Source organism: Caballeronia sp. KNU42 (genome assembly GCF_053760385.1).
In genome coordinates this window covers 259,568-274,605 of record NZ_CM132388.1, presented here as the reverse complement: position 1 = coordinate 274,605, position 15,038 = coordinate 259,568, and the positions used below count along the sequence as shown (strand labels likewise).

The 15,038-nt window shown below is 60.7% G+C and carries 13 protein-coding genes and 1 tRNA gene; 6 read left to right on the top strand and 8 right to left on the bottom strand.

Translation table 11 applies throughout. From position 1 onward, the window contains the following. The first annotated feature begins 76 nt into the window (after positions 1-76). Positions 77-904: a helix-turn-helix domain-containing protein gene (locus ACSOSP_RS01110; protein WP_455309096.1), complete on the top strand. Its 828-nt coding sequence runs from the start codon at positions 77-79 to the stop codon at positions 902-904. A 220-nt stretch (positions 905-1,124) separates the two neighbouring features. Here ACSOSP_RS01110 and ACSOSP_RS01105 read toward each other — a convergent pair. The 6 genes from ACSOSP_RS01105 to cysS all read right to left on the bottom strand — a co-directional run bounded on the left by ACSOSP_RS01105 (position 1,125) and on the right by cysS (position 8,341). Next, positions 1,125-1,218 (bottom strand) — tRNA-Ser (locus tag ACSOSP_RS01105). Between the two features lie 180 nt (positions 1,219-1,398). Further along, positions 1,399-2,649 (bottom strand): aspartate kinase, encoded by a 1,251-nt coding sequence (locus tag ACSOSP_RS01100; RefSeq protein ID WP_031363948.1) that lies wholly within the window; start codon positions 2,647-2,649, stop codon positions 1,399-1,401. Positions 2,650-3,143: 494 nt separating this feature from the next. Then, a complete protein-coding gene (gene tilS / locus ACSOSP_RS01095; protein ID WP_455309094.1) occupies positions 3,144-4,583 on the bottom strand; it encodes a tRNA lysidine(34) synthetase TilS in 1,440 nt (479 codons plus the stop codon). 127 nt (positions 4,584-4,710) lie between these two features. Beyond that, entirely contained in the window at positions 4,711-5,682 is a 972-nt protein-coding gene (locus ACSOSP_RS01090) for an acetyl-CoA carboxylase carboxyltransferase subunit alpha (RefSeq protein WP_047896505.1), read from the bottom strand. Between the two features lie 119 nt (positions 5,683-5,801). Continuing rightward, positions 5,802-6,878 (bottom strand): DNA-3-methyladenine glycosylase family protein, encoded by a 1,077-nt coding sequence (locus ACSOSP_RS01085; RefSeq protein ID WP_455310793.1) that lies wholly within the window; start codon positions 6,876-6,878, stop codon positions 5,802-5,804. A gap of 44 nt (positions 6,879-6,922) precedes the next feature. Further along, positions 6,923-8,341 carry a cysteine--tRNA ligase gene (gene cysS, locus ACSOSP_RS01080; protein ID WP_455309093.1) on the bottom strand — a complete coding sequence of 473 codons (1,419 nt, stop codon included), beginning with the start codon at positions 8,339-8,341 and terminating at the stop codon, positions 6,923-6,925. A 464-nt stretch (positions 8,342-8,805) separates the two neighbouring features. On the opposite strand from cysS, the gene ACSOSP_RS01075 reads away from it, so the two are divergent. From ACSOSP_RS01075 to ACSOSP_RS01060, 4 genes are all read left to right on the top strand, one after another. After that, the gene (locus ACSOSP_RS01075; protein ID WP_455309092.1) at positions 8,806-9,651 is read left to right on the top strand and encodes a tetratricopeptide repeat protein; all 846 of its coding nucleotides are present in this window, start codon (positions 8,806-8,808) and stop codon (positions 9,649-9,651) included. A 114-nt stretch (positions 9,652-9,765) separates the two neighbouring features. Beyond that, the gene (locus tag ACSOSP_RS01070; protein ID WP_455309091.1) at positions 9,766-10,347 is read left to right on the top strand and encodes a peptidylprolyl isomerase; all 582 of its coding nucleotides are present in this window, start codon (positions 9,766-9,768) and stop codon (positions 10,345-10,347) included. Between the two features lie 215 nt (positions 10,348-10,562). Further along, positions 10,563-11,060: a peptidylprolyl isomerase gene (locus tag ACSOSP_RS01065; protein ID WP_455309089.1), complete on the top strand. Its 498-nt coding sequence runs from the start codon at positions 10,563-10,565 to the stop codon at positions 11,058-11,060. Beyond that, a complete protein-coding gene (locus tag ACSOSP_RS01060; protein ID WP_455309088.1) occupies positions 11,057-11,875 on the top strand; it encodes a UDP-2,3-diacylglucosamine diphosphatase in 819 nt (272 codons plus the stop codon). The genes ACSOSP_RS01065 and ACSOSP_RS01060 overlap by 4 nt, the downstream gene beginning before the upstream one ends. A 72-nt stretch (positions 11,876-11,947) precedes the next feature. Here the strand turns inward: ACSOSP_RS01060 and cysE are convergent, their stop codons facing one another. Both cysE and ACSOSP_RS01050 read right to left on the bottom strand, forming a co-directional pair. Continuing rightward, positions 11,948-12,736, bottom strand: coding sequence for a serine O-acetyltransferase (gene cysE / locus ACSOSP_RS01055; RefSeq protein ID WP_455309087.1), 789 nt, complete (start codon positions 12,734-12,736; stop codon positions 11,948-11,950). 270 nt (positions 12,737-13,006) lie between these two features. Continuing rightward, entirely contained in the window at positions 13,007-13,858 is an 852-nt protein-coding gene (locus tag ACSOSP_RS01050; RefSeq protein ID WP_455309086.1) for an RNA methyltransferase, read from the bottom strand. Between the two features lie 300 nt (positions 13,859-14,158). On the opposite strand from ACSOSP_RS01050, the gene ACSOSP_RS01045 reads away from it, so the two are divergent. Next, on the top strand, positions 14,159-14,959 hold the full coding sequence (locus tag ACSOSP_RS01045; protein ID WP_455309084.1) for an inositol monophosphatase family protein: 801 nt from the start codon (positions 14,159-14,161) through the stop codon (positions 14,957-14,959). The last annotated feature ends 79 nt before the right edge of the window (positions 14,960-15,038 follow it).

Sequence of the window (15,038 nt, the reverse complement as noted above, 5' to 3'; positions counted from 1 at the left end):
ATCGGGACGAGCATGCCGGGAGTCGATTACCTGGCAGGTAATGGAGCTGCGCGCGGCGGTTTGATAAGGTACGAACATGAACACATTGACTGCGACGGGTGTTGGTATCGGTATCGGCCCAATGATCAGGCACTGGCGCGAACGACGGCGCATGAGCCAGCTTTATCTGGCCAGCGAAGCGGAGATTTCGAGCCGGCATCTGAGTTTTATCGAAACGGGGCGCGCTGCACCGAGCCGCGCGATGGTGCTGCGGCTCGCCGAGTATCTGGAGGTGCCGCTGCGTGAACGTAACGAGTTGCTGACAGCGGCAGGATTTGCGCCGGTGTTCCAGGAGCGCTCACTCACGGATCAATCGATGCAGCCCGCGCGAAGCGCAGTCGAGCAAATCCTGAAGGGGCATGAGCCCTATCCGGCACTGGCTATCGACCGGCATTGGAACCTGGTGTCGGCGAACGGTGCGGTGGCTGCGCTTATCGCCGATGCTGATCCGTCTTTGCTCGAGGCGCCGGTGAATGTGCTGCGGTTGAGTCTGCATCCGCGCGGGTTGGCGTCGAAGATCGTGAATCTCGCGCAATGGCGCGCGCATTTGCTGGAACGGCTGGAGCGTCAGATCGCACTCACGGCCGATCCGCAGTTGAGCGCACTGCGCGATGAGTTGAAAAGTTATCCCGGGGGATCCGGTCGGGATGACACGGGGGAATCTTCTATCGTGATCCCGTTCGTGTTAAGCACGGCTGCGGGACAGCTGTCATTCATCAGTACAACGATGATGTTCGGTACGCCGATCGATATCACGTTGTCAGAGCTGGCGATCGAGTTGTTTTTCCCGGCGGATGAAGCGACTGCGGTGGCGTTGCAACTTGGCGATGGCCTCATCACGCATCAGCGATCCGAACGCCGTTGATCCACGGTCTGAAAACCAGAAGGAATTCCAGCGCCCCCAACCGCCCATATTCGTGTGTCGCCCTGAAAACCAGGCGCCGCTCCGCAAGCGGCGGCATACAAGCGCAATGAACGGAGCCCTCCGGGAACACGCATTTCCTGCCGCCCGCAGCAAGCTCGATAAGGATCGAAAAAAACAAAAACCCCGTAAGTCGTGAGACCTACGGGGCTCTGCATTCTTCTGGCGGAGACGGAGGGATTCGAACCCTCGATCCAGGTTTTAGCCCAGATGCTCCCTTAGCAGGGGAGTACCTTCAACCTCTCGGCCACGTCTCCTGCACTTTCTGTCACGCGGGAGTCAGCGCGACGAAGCCAAGATGATAGCGGGTTAGCCGCTGCGGGTCAATTTCATGAGACAAAATTTTTCATCTCGTGAATTGCATCGAACAAGGTTTCGCCGTTTGTTTCAAATACGGCAAATCACCTCGGGGGAAGCGGCCGCTTTCCCCGAGTCTTTTAGCCGCGATCGAGCTCAAACACCTTGTGCAGCGCGCGCACGGCGAGCTCGGTATATTTTTCGTCGATAAGCACCGAGATCTTGATCTCCGACGTCGAGATCATCTGGATATTGATGCCCTCTTCCGCCAGCGTACGGAACATCGTGCTCGCAATACCCACATGCGAGCGCATGCCCACGCCAACCACCGACACCTTCGACACCTTCGGATCGCCACGCACCTGTTCGGCCTTCACGTGGTCCTTCACCTGGCTCGACAGGATCTCCATGGCGTGCGCGTAATCGCCGCGGCCAACCGTGAACGTGAAGTCGGTCTTGCCGTCCACGCTCGTGTTCTGGATGATCATGTCGATATCGATATTCGCATCGGCCACAGGTCCGAGGATCTGATATGCAATGCCCGGCTTGTCGGGCACGCCCATGACGGCAATGCGCGCTTCGTCGCGCTGAAATGCGATGCCCGAGATAACAGCTTTTTCCATGGTCTCGTCTTCTTCAAAAGTAATCAGGGTGCCCGAGCGCATTTCGGTTTCGAGCGGAATCAACGGGTCCGTCAGGCTCGACAACACGCGCGTCTTGACCTGATATTTACCGGCGAATTCCACCGAGCGGATCTGCAGCACTTTCGACCCGAGGCTCGCCATTTCCAGCATCTCTTCGAACGTCACACGATCCAGCCTGCGCGCTTCTTCGACCACGCGCGGATCCGTGGTGTAGACACCGTCAACGTCCGTATAGATCAGGCATTCGTCGGCTTTCAACGCCGCCGCAATCGCGACCGCCGATGTGTCCGAACCACCGCGTCCCAGCGTGGCGATATGCCCGTCCGGATCGACACCCTGGAAGCCTGTGACCACCACGACCTTGCCTGCGTCGAGATCGGCGAGCACGCGCGTGCCGTCTATGTCGCTGATGCGTGCCTTCGTGAACGCGCTGTCGGTCTTGATCGGCACTTGCCAGCCGGCGTAGCTGACTGCTTCCAGCCCTTCCGCTTGCAACGCAATCGCGAGCAGGCCGACGCTGACTTGCTCGCCGGTTGAGGCGATCATGTCGAGTTCGCGTGGGTCGGGGTGGGCGGTAATTTCTCGCGCGAGGCCTAGCAGGCGGTTCGTTTCGCCGGACATGGCCGACGGGACGACGACCATCTTGTGGCCGGCCTTGTGCCATTTCGCGACGCGCTTGGCGACGTTCTTGATGCGCTCGACCGAGCCCATCGAAGTGCCGCCGTATTTATGTACGATGAGTGCCATTGTCGTTTTGAACAGGAGGAAAAGCCGCGCTGACAGCCGCGCTGGCGCGCCGTTTGATGCGCCGCGTACTGCATGTGCTGCACAAGTTTCACGTATTGCATCAGAAGCCGCTTGACGAAAACACAAGCTAACCCTGGATCGGTGCGATCGACGACTTAAGCGTGACGACGAAACGCGGTAGCCGCACGCGCAAGGTTGGCTCGCGCGCAAAATGCAATTCCGGCGGCTAAAAACGCGTCTTCTGGACGGAAAAGCTGCTTGAAAAGCGTTGCGGGAAACCGGTAAACGTACCCGATCGAGGTATAAAACACAAGCCGGAACGGGCGATTCGACGCGTTTGAGGCCTGTTCGCAGGTGTCCGCAAGAAAAGCTGGCCGGGATCCATTCGCGCGCATGAGCCATCGAAAGACACCGAAAAATCGGGGCAGATGGGGTTTCGTTCGCCAGGTCCGGCGCGGATACATTTCGTGTGCGGGTCCGCTAGCCGTTCGCGTTCAGGCGATGACCAGGTCCGGCTGCCACTCGATCCGCCTGTAGCTGAGTTCATCGCCCATACCGCTGACTTCGGTGCACGCGCGATTGACGCCGATGAACGGAACGAACAGCAACGTTTCGCCGAGAAACACCAGCGGAACGTCGCGTTTCCAGCCTGGCACTCCGCGCTCCTGAAACAAGTTTTTCAGGGTCCGGCCGGGTCCATCCGCGCTCAGGCGCAAGCGCTCACCACCCGCGCGCGAACGCGCGCAAAGTGGCGCCGCGCGCAGCGTGGCTTCGGAAACCGCGTCTGCATCGCTTGCCGCCACGGGTTTGAACACGAACGTGCCGCGCCAATGCGGGAGGCGCCAGATACTTTCGCCATCCCAGTTCAGCACGCTCGCCATGCGGGCGGGATTCGCCCCATCGTCGAGATCGGCAGGGTCCGCGCTGTCGCCCTTTTCCCAAAAGATCGCGTCACGATACGCCCGCAAGCAAAACCCGGCGTGATCGATGCGCAATGCGTGGCCGTCCCGGGAAACCGCTGCGTCACGCAATTGCCGCAGCACCTCGCCAATACGCGCCGCCGATGCCGCCTGCAACCCAAGCGAACGCATCCAGTAGCGCAGCAAGTTGATCGCGCGTTCATCGTCGAAAGCAAGTACCGCTGACAAGGTCAGCGCGCCCTCATCGTCACCTTGCGCCGCAGTCATATCGATACGCGCGAGCGCATCGAGCAACCTTTGCGCCGATGCCGCGTGCGACGCGGTCCGCGCGAGCGCATCGCGGAAACCGGGGAAATGCACAGCAAGTGCCGGCAGCACGTCATGACGCAGCGCGTTGCGGGCATAGCGGGTATCCGCGTTGGATTCGTCATCGATCCAGCGCAGATCGCGCTCATGCGCGTAGTGCTCGAGTTGTGCACGCAACAGATGCAATAACGGCCGCACGCGCGGCGTGGAAGCGCCATCGGCGCGTTGCGGCGCCATCGCGGCGAGCCCGGCCACGCCCGCGCCGCGCAGCAATTGCAGCAACACGGTTTCCGCCTGATCGTCGGCATGATGCGCGAGCCACAGCGCGCTCGCGCCGTGCTCGGCGCACAACTCATCGAGCGCCCGATAACGCGCGTCACGCGCCGCCGCTTCCAGACTCTCGCCGCCTTCACGCACCACGTCGACCTGGCGCGATGCAAACGGCACATCCAACGTTTGCGCGAACGCGTGACAATGCGCGGCCCAGGCGTCGGCATTCGGACTCAAGCCGTGATGAATGTGCAACGCGATGACGCGCGTTTGTCCCGCGCATCGAACCACGGCATCGAGCAGCGCGGTCGAGTCGAGACCGCCGCTGAGGGCAACGGCGATGCAGGGTTCAGGAGAAGCCGGCACATCGACGAACGCCGCGTGCACCGCATCGATCACGAGGCGGCTGGCGGGAGTGTCAATGTCGGAGGATGTCAAGGAAGTCGGCTTGTTAAGTTGCCTTCAGGGCACCTTCACGGCACCTTCGAGGCGCCTTCGAGGCACCTTCACGGCAGCCTGTCAGGGCAAACTGCAGGGAGGAAAGCGTGAGCGCCGCGCTCAAGCTTCACGCACCCGGCAGGTTTTCCTTGAACTTGCCGTATGCCATCAGCTTGTCGAAACGGCGCGCGCGAACGTCCAGCGCATTCATGCCGTGGAACTGACGCAGCGTATCGGCTAATGCACGGCGCAGCAATGCAGCCATGCCTTTCGGATCGCGATGCGCACCGCCCAGCGGCTCGTTGACGATCTTGTCGATAAGTCCCAACGCCTTCAACCGGTGAGCCGTCAAACCCAGCGCTTCAGCCGCTTCCGGCGCCTTCGCCGCGCTCTTCCACAAGATGGAGGCGCAGCCCTCGGGCGAAATCACCGAATAAGTGGCGAATTGCAGCATCAGCACGCTGTCGGCAACGGCAATGGCGAGCGCGCCGCCAGAACCGCCTTCGCCGATGATGGTCGCCACGATCGGCGTCTTCAGTTCGGCCATCACATACAGATTACGACCGATTGCTTCCGACTGCCCACGCTCCTCTGCCCCAATCCCGGGATACGCGCCGGGGGTGTCGATGAACGTGAAAATCGGCAAGCCAAATTTCTCCGCGAGCCGCATGAGCCGCTCGGCCTTGCGATACCCCTCCGGGCGCGGCATGCCGAAATTGCGCGCTGCGCGCTCTTTCGTGTCGCGACCCTTCTGCTGGCCGATCACCATGCATGGCTGGCCGTTGAAACGCGCCAGACCGCCGACAATAGCCAGGTCGTCCGCATAAGAGCGATCGCCGTGGAGTTCGTGAAAGTCGGTGAAAAGCTCGTTCACATAGTCGAGCGTGTACGGGCGCTGCGGATGGCGCGCGATCTGCGAAACCTGCCAGGGGGTCAGGTTTGCATAAAGATCTTTGGTGAGTTGCTGGCTCTTCTTCGACAGCCGCTCGATTTCTTCCGAAATATCGACAGCGGAATCGTCCTGAACGAAGCGTAATTCTTCGATCTTCGCTTCGAGTTCAGCGATAGGCTGTTCGAAATCCAGAAACGTGGTCTTCATATGTTCGAATCCTAAAGCATCGGGCAGCGCGTATTCTAACCGCGCCGGCCTCACTAAATTTCGGGTCGCAACTATCGATTATAAGTTATCAATAGCCTGATAGCTGCGACCGTAGGATTTTAGTGATCGGCGGGGACGGGGTAAAGGCTGCGCCACATGTACCAGGTCGCAACGGTGCGCCACGGTTCCCAGTTGGCCGCGACTTCGCGAGCTTCGCTGCGGGTCACAGGTTCGCCGCTGAAATAGTTGACGCTGATCGCCTGGATCAGGCCGAGGTCGTCAAGCGGCAGGACATCCGGGCGCGACAAGTTGAAGATCAGGAACATTTCCGCCGTCCACCGGCCGATGCCGCGAATCTGCGTCAACTCCGCGATCACGGCTTCATCCTCCATGGATGTCCAGCTATCCACGTGCAGCGCGCCTGACACGAAATGCTGCGCGACGTCGAGGATATATTCAGACTTGCGCTTCGATAACCCGCACGACTGCAACTTCGCCGGCCCCACCTTGATGAACTGCTGCGGCGCGAGCGTCGGGCACGCGCCCTCCACGCGCTTCCAGATAGCCTGCGCAGCTGTGACGGAAATTTGCTGGCCGACAACCGAACGTGCAAGCGTGGTGAACGGATCATCGCGATTGATCAGATGCACCGGGCCGAACTTCGGAATCAGTTTCTTGAGGATACGGTCGCGCTTGACGAGGTCGGCGCAGGCCTTGTCCCAATACTCGGGACGCGCCGCTTCCGCCGACAACCCGGGCGTCTGCACCGGCACGGTCTTCTCGGCCGTGACCGCACGCGACTTGCGGACAATCTCGCCGTCGTTCTGCGGAGCGCGCACGAGCGCCTGCGTGGCACCGGCGCTGATGCCGGTCTCATCGCCTTTCACGCCGAGCACGCCATTGGCGTTGCCGCTCGCTTTCTTCAGCGACGCTTTCGGCGCCGCTGCCCGCACTGTCTTGCGTGCTCGAACGAGACCGTTCGTTTTAGCAACGCCGTCATGGACCACGCCATTGACCGCACGTTTCTTCGATGCCGTCTTACGTTCTCCGTCCAGGCCGGCACCGTTGGCGAGCTTCGCCTCCGGCGTCGACACCTTCGACGTTTTCACTTGCGCACGCCGCGCGACCTTGCTTGGCGGCGCTGCGTTACTACCGGACGCGGCTCGTTTAGCCAGCGCCTTTCTGGCGGTTGCCATCATGCCTCCTACCTGGCGAGTCGATCAAAGGGAACGAGAGGCGCTTAAGCGCGACGCCATTCGGTCAACCCACCCGGTTTGTCTTCAAGTGCAATACCGGCTTCGAGCAATACGGCGCGAATCCGGTCTGCTTCGGCATAGTTCTTTGCCTGCTTCGCAGCAACGCGAGCGGCAATCATCATGTCTATATCGGCAGGCGTGAGGTTTTCTGCAGCCTCTTTGCCATCACCATTACGATTGCTTCGCGGCGCCTCCTGAAGAAACGCACGCGGCTCGCGTTGCAACAACCCGAGCAGGGCGGCCAGTTCCTTCAATTGACGCGCAAGCACTGTGTCCTGCGAGCGATTCACTTCACTCGCCAATTCGAACAACACGGCGATCGCAACCGGCGTGTTGAAGTCGTCGTTCATCGCCGCGCTAAAACGTTGCGCATGCGCTTCGTTCCAGTCAAGCGGCCCAGCATCCGGCGTCACGTCTTTCAATGCTGTATACAAACGCGTGAGCGCCCCACGTGCGTCTTCTATATGAACGTCGCTGTAATTGAGCGGCGAACGATAGTGTGCCCTCGCAATAAAAAAGCGCACGACTTCTGCATCGAATTTTTCGAGGACTTCGCGGATGGTAAAGAAGTTGCCCAGCGACTTCGACATCTTTTCGCTGTCGATCTGCACAAAGCCGTTATGCATCCAGTAGTTCACGAACTGAACGCCCGTTGCCGCCTCGCTCTGCGCAATTTCATTCTCATGGTGCGGAAACTGCAGGTCCTGACCGCCGCCGTGAATGTCGAAGTTGTCGCCCAGCAAGGTGCAGCCCATGGCGGAACATTCGATATGCCAGCCCGGCCGGCCGCGTCCCCATGCCGAGTCCCAGCCCGTGTCGGGCGGCTCCCCTTCCTTCGCCCGCTTCCATAATACGAAGTCGAGCGGATCCTGCTTGGCGTCGTTGGCAGCCACGCGCTCGCCTGCGCGCAAGTCTTCGATCGACTTGCCCGACAGCTTGCCGTAGCCCTCGAACTTGCGCACCGCATAGTTCACGTCGCCGTCTTTCCCCTGATACGCATAACCGTTCTGCACGAGCGTCTGGATCATGCCCAGCATCTGCGGGACGAAGTCGGTCGCACGTGGTTCGAGATCCGGGCGGGCTACGCCGAGCGCATCGAGGTCGTCATACATGGCCTGGATGAATCGCCCTGTCAACGCCTTGATCGACTCGCCGTTTTCCACCGCGCGGCGAATGATCTTGTCGTCGATGTCTGTGATGTTGCGCACATAAGTCACGTTGAATCCGAGCGTGCGAAGCCAGCGCTGGACAATATCGAACACGATCATCATGCGTGCGTGCCCGACATGACAATAGTCATACACCGTGATTCCACAAACATACATGCGCACTTCTCCGGCACGGAGCGGCACGAAAGGTTGCTTGTCACGCGCGAGCGTGTTGTAGATGCGCAATGAGTTCATAGGTGATGGTGCGTGGGCCGGGACATCCGTGTTTCGACTGCTGGCCAATGTTGTAACGGCGGTTGTGACAACGTGCTGCAGGTCCGCGTTCGTTTGCATTCGCTCGCGTTGTTTTGGCTGCCTATAACCATGGTTCTTTCACAACGGTGCTGTCTGCACTGCTGCTGCGACCCATGCTACAGGTAGTCGTGAAACGACGGCAACATCGAGAACGACAATGAGACCAGCGAAGAGAACGAATCGACGTGAACATCAGCGATGTGACCGTTCCGGCGACACGTTCCAGCAAGTTTCCAGCACGTTCAACATGTTTGACCCGGCCCGGCTTCGGACTTCAAGCGCCGGGAACGGTGCGCGCCGTCGCGAGAAACATGACGGTCACGCTGCGATCAAAACGGAGGCGGCCGCGAGTGGCGTAAAGACTGTCTGGACGTTCAGCGGAACGTTGCAGACGTTTTGTTAGAATGGGCCGGAGTATAACATCCAGACCAGAGCCTATGAAACCTTCAAGCGGCCGCGCATCAAGCGTTGCCAAGCTAGCGGCGACCGCCCTTGCAACCGTCACATTCGGACTTGGCGCAACTTTTTTGCCGGTTGCGCCGGCGCTTGCACAAGTCTCCACCGCCACCGCGGACGACACGCCCGCCATCGACCTGGCTATTTCGCAGAAGCAGTGGCCAAGCGCGCTCGCACAACTCGACGCACGCCTGAAGACGAACCCGCGCGACGTGCAGGCGAAGTTCAAGCGTGCGACCGTACTCGCGCGTTTGAACCGGGATGACGAAGCCATCGCCGCGTTCACCGAGCTGACCCAGGCCTACCCCGAACTGCCCGAGCCCTATAACAATCTTGCCGCGCTCTACGCCCAGAAGGGCCGCTACGACGAAGCACGCGTAGCGCTCGAAACGGCGACGAAGGCGAATCCAAGTTACGCGCTGGCGTACGAAAATCTCGGCGATCTATATTTGCGGCTCGCGAGCGAATCGTATAAGCGGGCGCAGTCGCTCGGATCGAAGAGTCCGTTGACTGCGCAGCGCGTGGGCGACATCCAGAAGATCGTGTCGCCGCCACCGCGACGTCGTCCGGAAGCCGCGGCGGCCGCAGCGGCAGCGTCGGGCGCCTCGCATGTCTCAGCCGCGTCGTCCGCGGCGGCGGCTTCATCGGCCACGGGCGCGTCTTCGTCGAGTGCAACCTCTAATGACTGGACGGGCACCAACACGAACGACATGTCGTCGCCGCTTTACTCGCCGTTTGGCGGCCCCAGCGTGCCGCTGTCGACCACGCCTTACTACGCGCCCACGAATCCATAAGCCGATAATTCGATAATCCGGCAGGACCGGACGTTCAGACCACCAGGCGCCTGGATGTCCGGACGTTCGACAAGTCTTCACCCGTAGCTGCTCCAACCAGAGGATCGATTGCTCATGAAAAGTTTGTTGTTGGCGCTCGGCAGCGCTGCACTCATCGCCCAGGCGCCCGCCTTCGCTCAGTCGTCGCAGACTGCTGCTCACCCGACCGTGCTGCTCAAGACTTCACAAGGCGACATCAAGGTTGAGTTGTATCCTGAGAAGGCGCCGAAAAGCGTCGCCAACTTTCTCGACTACGTAAAGTCCGGCCAATACAACGGCACGATTTTTCATCGGGTGATTCCGGGCTTCATGATTCAGGGCGGCGGATACACGACGAGCTTCGTCGAAAAACCCACCCGCGCGCCCATTCCGCTTGAAAGCAAGAACGGCCTGAAGAATGCGACCGGCACGCTCGCCATGGCACGCACGAGCGATCCGGATTCGGCGACCTCGCAGTTCTTCATCAACACGGTCGATAACACCGGCCTCGATTACCCCAACGGCGACGGCAACGGTTATGCCGTGTTCGGCAAGGTGGTCGCGGGCATGGACGTAGTGAAGAAGATCGAAGGCACGCCGACTACCACGCGCGGCCCGATGGGCGATGTGCCGCAAACGAACGTCGTGATCCAGTCGGCTAGTGTCGTCACGAAGTGAACGTCGGCGAGCAATCGTCCGGAAGCAAGCCTGGGACTCAGCAGGGCATTAGCCTGTGAAGATTAGCCTGTAAAGCCCGGGCCGGGGAACAAGTCGTAGCCGCTCGCCTTCGTGGCGAGCCGGTATGAAGCAGACACAAAGCAGGCACGAAGCAGGCATACGCCGTGCGCGTCGCGTATTGCCCCATCTACTCTTGAAAAGGAAAGGAACTCATCATGGTCGAACTGCATACGAATCACGGCATCATCAAGATCGAACTGAACGCTGAGAAGGCTCCCAAGTCGGTCGAAAACTTTCTGCACTACGTCAAGAAAGGCCACTACGACAACACGGTGTTCCATCGCGTGATCGACGGCTTCATGATCCAGGGCGGCGGTTTCGAACCCGGCATGAAGCAAAAGCCGACGGACGCGCCTATCGACAACGAAGCGAACAACGGCCTGAAGAACGAACACGGTTCCGTCGCCATGGCGCGTACCAACGACCCGCATTCGGCCACCGCGCAGTTCTTCATCAACGTGGGTGACAACGAGTTCCTGAACCACTCGTCGCCGTCGCCGCAAGGCTGGGGTTATGCGGTATTCGGCAAGGTCGTGGAAGGCCTCGATATCGTCGACAAGATCCGCAAGGTCAAGACAGGCTCGAAGGGCTTTCATCAGGACGTGCCGGTGGATGACGTCGTGATCGAAAAGGCTGTCGTCGCCGGGGAATGATCGACTCGACGCACAGCGTGATCGGGACAGCTGTAAGAGCTGAAACAGCGGGCGCGACAGATACAGCGCGCCCGCTGTTTTTCATTTCCGATCTCCATTTGAGCGACGCCATTCCTCACACGGTGGCGGCGTTCGAGCATTTCATCGCGGTGACGGCGAACGATGCGGACTCCGTGTTCATCCTCGGCGACCTGTTCGAATTCTGGGTGGGTGACGATGTGCTGGAAGCATCGGTGCCGGGGCCACGCGCTGCGTTTGCAAGGCGCATGACGGCGTTGATGCATACCTTGTCCGAACGCGGCATTGCGTTGTACGTGATGCACGGCAACCGTGATTTCCTGCTCGGCAAGCGTTTCATGCGTGCCGCCGGAGCGCTGCCTTTGCCCGATCCGTTTGTTATCACGGCGTTCGGTACGCGCATCGTGGTGGCGCATGGGGATGCGCTTTGCACGGCCGACCCCGCATACCAGCGCTTTCGACGCTTTGCGCGTAATCCGGTTGCGCAACAACTATTTTTGAGTTTGCCGCTGAAGCTGCGTTTATCGATTGCGGAGCGCATGCGATCAAGCAGCGAAGACGGCAGGATGCGTCCGGTGCAGGCGAAATACGACGTGACCCATGAGGCGGTAGCGAAGCTGTTCGCCAGCACCGGCACCCACACGATGATCCACGGCCACACGCATTTGCCCGCGCGTCACCGGGAAACCGATGGCGTTCGCTGGGTCATGCCGGATTGGGAATTGGATCACGGCGAGCCACGCGGCGGATATCTGCGCGTGGACGCCGAAGGTATTCGGGCGTTGCCGCTGGATTGAATGTTGGCGTCGTGTTGCCGCGGCTTTTGAATTCCGTGTCAATGCCCGATGGCGGTGGCAAAACCCGCCCTCTCAGCGCCGCGCTGCTTCGCCTTTCATTGCATCGGAGAGACGCTTCAGGTCGATGAACGCGGCAGTCTCGACGCCGCCGATCGCATCTATGCGCGTGCCCAGCTTCTCAAGTGCCGCGACAATCTCATCCACACGATGCGCTTGCGTTGACGCGTGATCGATCAGGCCGTGGATGGCTAGCGACACGGGATCATCGGCGTTCGGCGTGATGCCGTATGCGCAGAACGCTGCACGCTCAGGCACACCCAAGTCTTTTTGCGCGGGTTTGACGGCGGCCGGCATGACCACACGCGCCGGATTGCCCACGGCCGTTGCGCCCGCCGGAACCGGCTTCACCACCACCGCGTTCGACCCGATCTTTGCTTGCGCACCGACCGTAAACCCGCCAAGCACTTTCGCGCCCGCCCCGACAATCACGCCGCGCTCAAGCGTCGGATGCCGCTTCGCCCCGCGTGCAAGCGATGTGCCGCCAAGCGTCACGCCCTGGTAGATCGTGCAGTCATCGCCAATTTCCGCCGTTTCGCCGACCACCACGCCCATGCCGTGGTCGATGAACACCCGTCGTCCAAGCGTCGCGCCGGGATGGATCTCGATGCCCGTCATGAAACGCGCGAGCTGCGAGACAAACCGCGCGAGCCAGCGCCAGCCCGCGCGCCAGCAAGCGTGCGCAATCCGGTGCATGACGACCGCGTGAAAGCCCGGATAACACGTCACGACTTCCCAGGCGCTGCGGGCAGCCGGATCGCGCTCGCGGATGGCGGCGATGTCTTCGCGGAGTCGATTAAACATGGCGGTGGCTCGATGGATGTCCGGGGTGCCGACTCCCGATCGCCGTTCAGCACGGATTCGGGAATCGATAGTTCGATTTCTGCAGATTGTAGGATGAGCCGTGGAAGTTCGCTTCGATGCCCCCGCTGGCAAAGCGGTCAGGACTGGGGCGCTGAGAGCGGCTTGGCGATGCGCGAGCGTCGAACACGGGCAGAGTGCGGCTCGTCTTCGGCATTGCCTGGCAGGATAAAACCACTGCATCGCCGAGCGTTTGTCGCGTCCGCGACCCTTCTATCGCTTGATCTTTAGAAGAATATGCTTGGCGATACCGCGCAGGATATTCACCTCCTCGTGCTCCAGTCCGGAACGCGAAAAAAGCCGCCGCAGCCGCGACATCAGTTTCTTCGGGTTGGCAGGATCGAGGAAATCGAGTGTGATTAGCGCCTGTTCCAGATGCGCATACATGCCTTCTATCTCGTCGCTGGACGCGCTTGGGGCGGCGATCGTGGCACCCGCCGTGGCGGGAATGGCTGGCATTGCGTCCGCGCGACTGAGTAACGCCAGCCGCAGTTCGTAGGCGAGAACCTGAACCGCCTGCGCGAGGTTCAGCGAGCTATAGGCGGGATTCGCCGGAATGTGCGCGAGCGCGCTACAACGCTCCACGTCGGCATTCGATAAACCCACACGCTCGTTGCCGAACACCAGCGCAATCGCACCCGAATTCCCTCCATGCCCCTGCCCGACCAGCTCGCAGGCTTTCTCCGCCGCAGCGCGCGGCGCCATCTGCGGCGGGCCATATTCCCGCGAACGCGCCGTCAACGCGATCGACCAATGCACGCCAGTCAGGGCATCGGCCAGCGTTTCGACGACTTGCGCCGCCGCGAGCACATCGTCGGCGCCACTTGCCATCGCGATCGCTTCCGGCTCGCGCGTGACGAACGCGATTTTCGGCGCGACGACGACCAGCCGCGAAAATCCCATCGTCTTGAGCGCGCGCGCAGCCGCGCCGACATTGCCGGGATGGCTCGGTTCGACCAACACGAAGCGAGTCGACGCAAAAGCGTCGTCCAGACGATCCGGGGAGTTTGATGAAGGGTTCAGGTCCAAGGGAAACAGTTGCCGGAAGGTTGAAAGAGACGTCATGGTATCGCCGCGCGGCCCATCCGGCGACCTATCCGGCGACATAAGGTGCTTGTGCATGACGCGCCGGCGGCCGACTCGGGTAAAATACGCCGTTCGCGCGTGTCCGCTGTTGCAAGTCGCCGTATTTAGCCGCTATTGCAGGTTCAAAGAAGGCACGCGCCCCGCTCTTCTTCAATTCGTTGCCGTCGACACACGTCGTTTTGCCCGCTGGTTTGGGCCGTTTTCCGTTCGGGGCTGTGACTTCATGCGCGACTTCACGCGCGTGCGTGACCCGCAGTCGCCGGCCAAAGGACTATTTTCATGCATCCGATGCTCAATATTGCTGTCAAGGCCGCTCGCCGCGCCGGACAGATCATCAACCGCGCGTCGCTGGACCTGGACCGCATCCAGGTCAGCAAAAAACAGCATAACGACTTCGTGACGGAAGTCGACAAGGCCTCCGAAGCAGCGATTATCGAAACGCTGACCACCGCCTATCCGAAGCACTCCATCCTCGCCGAGGAATCCGGCGTGCAGGACAAGGATTCTGAGTTCCAGTGGATCATCGATCCGCTCGACGGCACGACCAACTTCATCCACGGTTTCCAGTACTACTGCGTCTCCATCGCGCTCGCCCATAAGGGCATCATCACGCAAGCAGTGGTGTACGACCCCACCCGCAACGACCTGTTCACCGCATCGCGCGGCAGCGGCGCTTACTTGAACGAGCGGCGCATTCGCGTGGCAAAACTGGACCGGCTCGGCGACGCATTGGTCGGCACGGGTTTCCCGTTCCGCGATGGTTCTGGCCTCGAAGCCTATGCCAAACTTTTCTCCCAGATGACCGAAGCGTGTGCCGGCTTGCGCCGCCCCGGCGCCGCCGCGCTGGATCTGGCGAATGTGGCGGCGGGCAGGCTCGATGCGTTCTTCGAGCAAGGCATCAACGCATGGGATGTGGCTGCGGGCAGCTTGCTGATCACCGAAGCAGGCGGGCTGGTCGGCAACTACACGGGTGAATCGGATTTCCTGCACAAAAGCGAGATTGTCGCGGGCAACCCGAAAGTCTACGCGCAGATGATCAAGATTCTCGATCCGTTCACCAGCACGCGCCAAAGCGCATGACGTTTGGAAAAGGTTGAAAAAGGCGGCTGCGGCCGCCTTTTTGTTTGAACTCGCGATTCCCCGAGCCAAGCTTCGTACG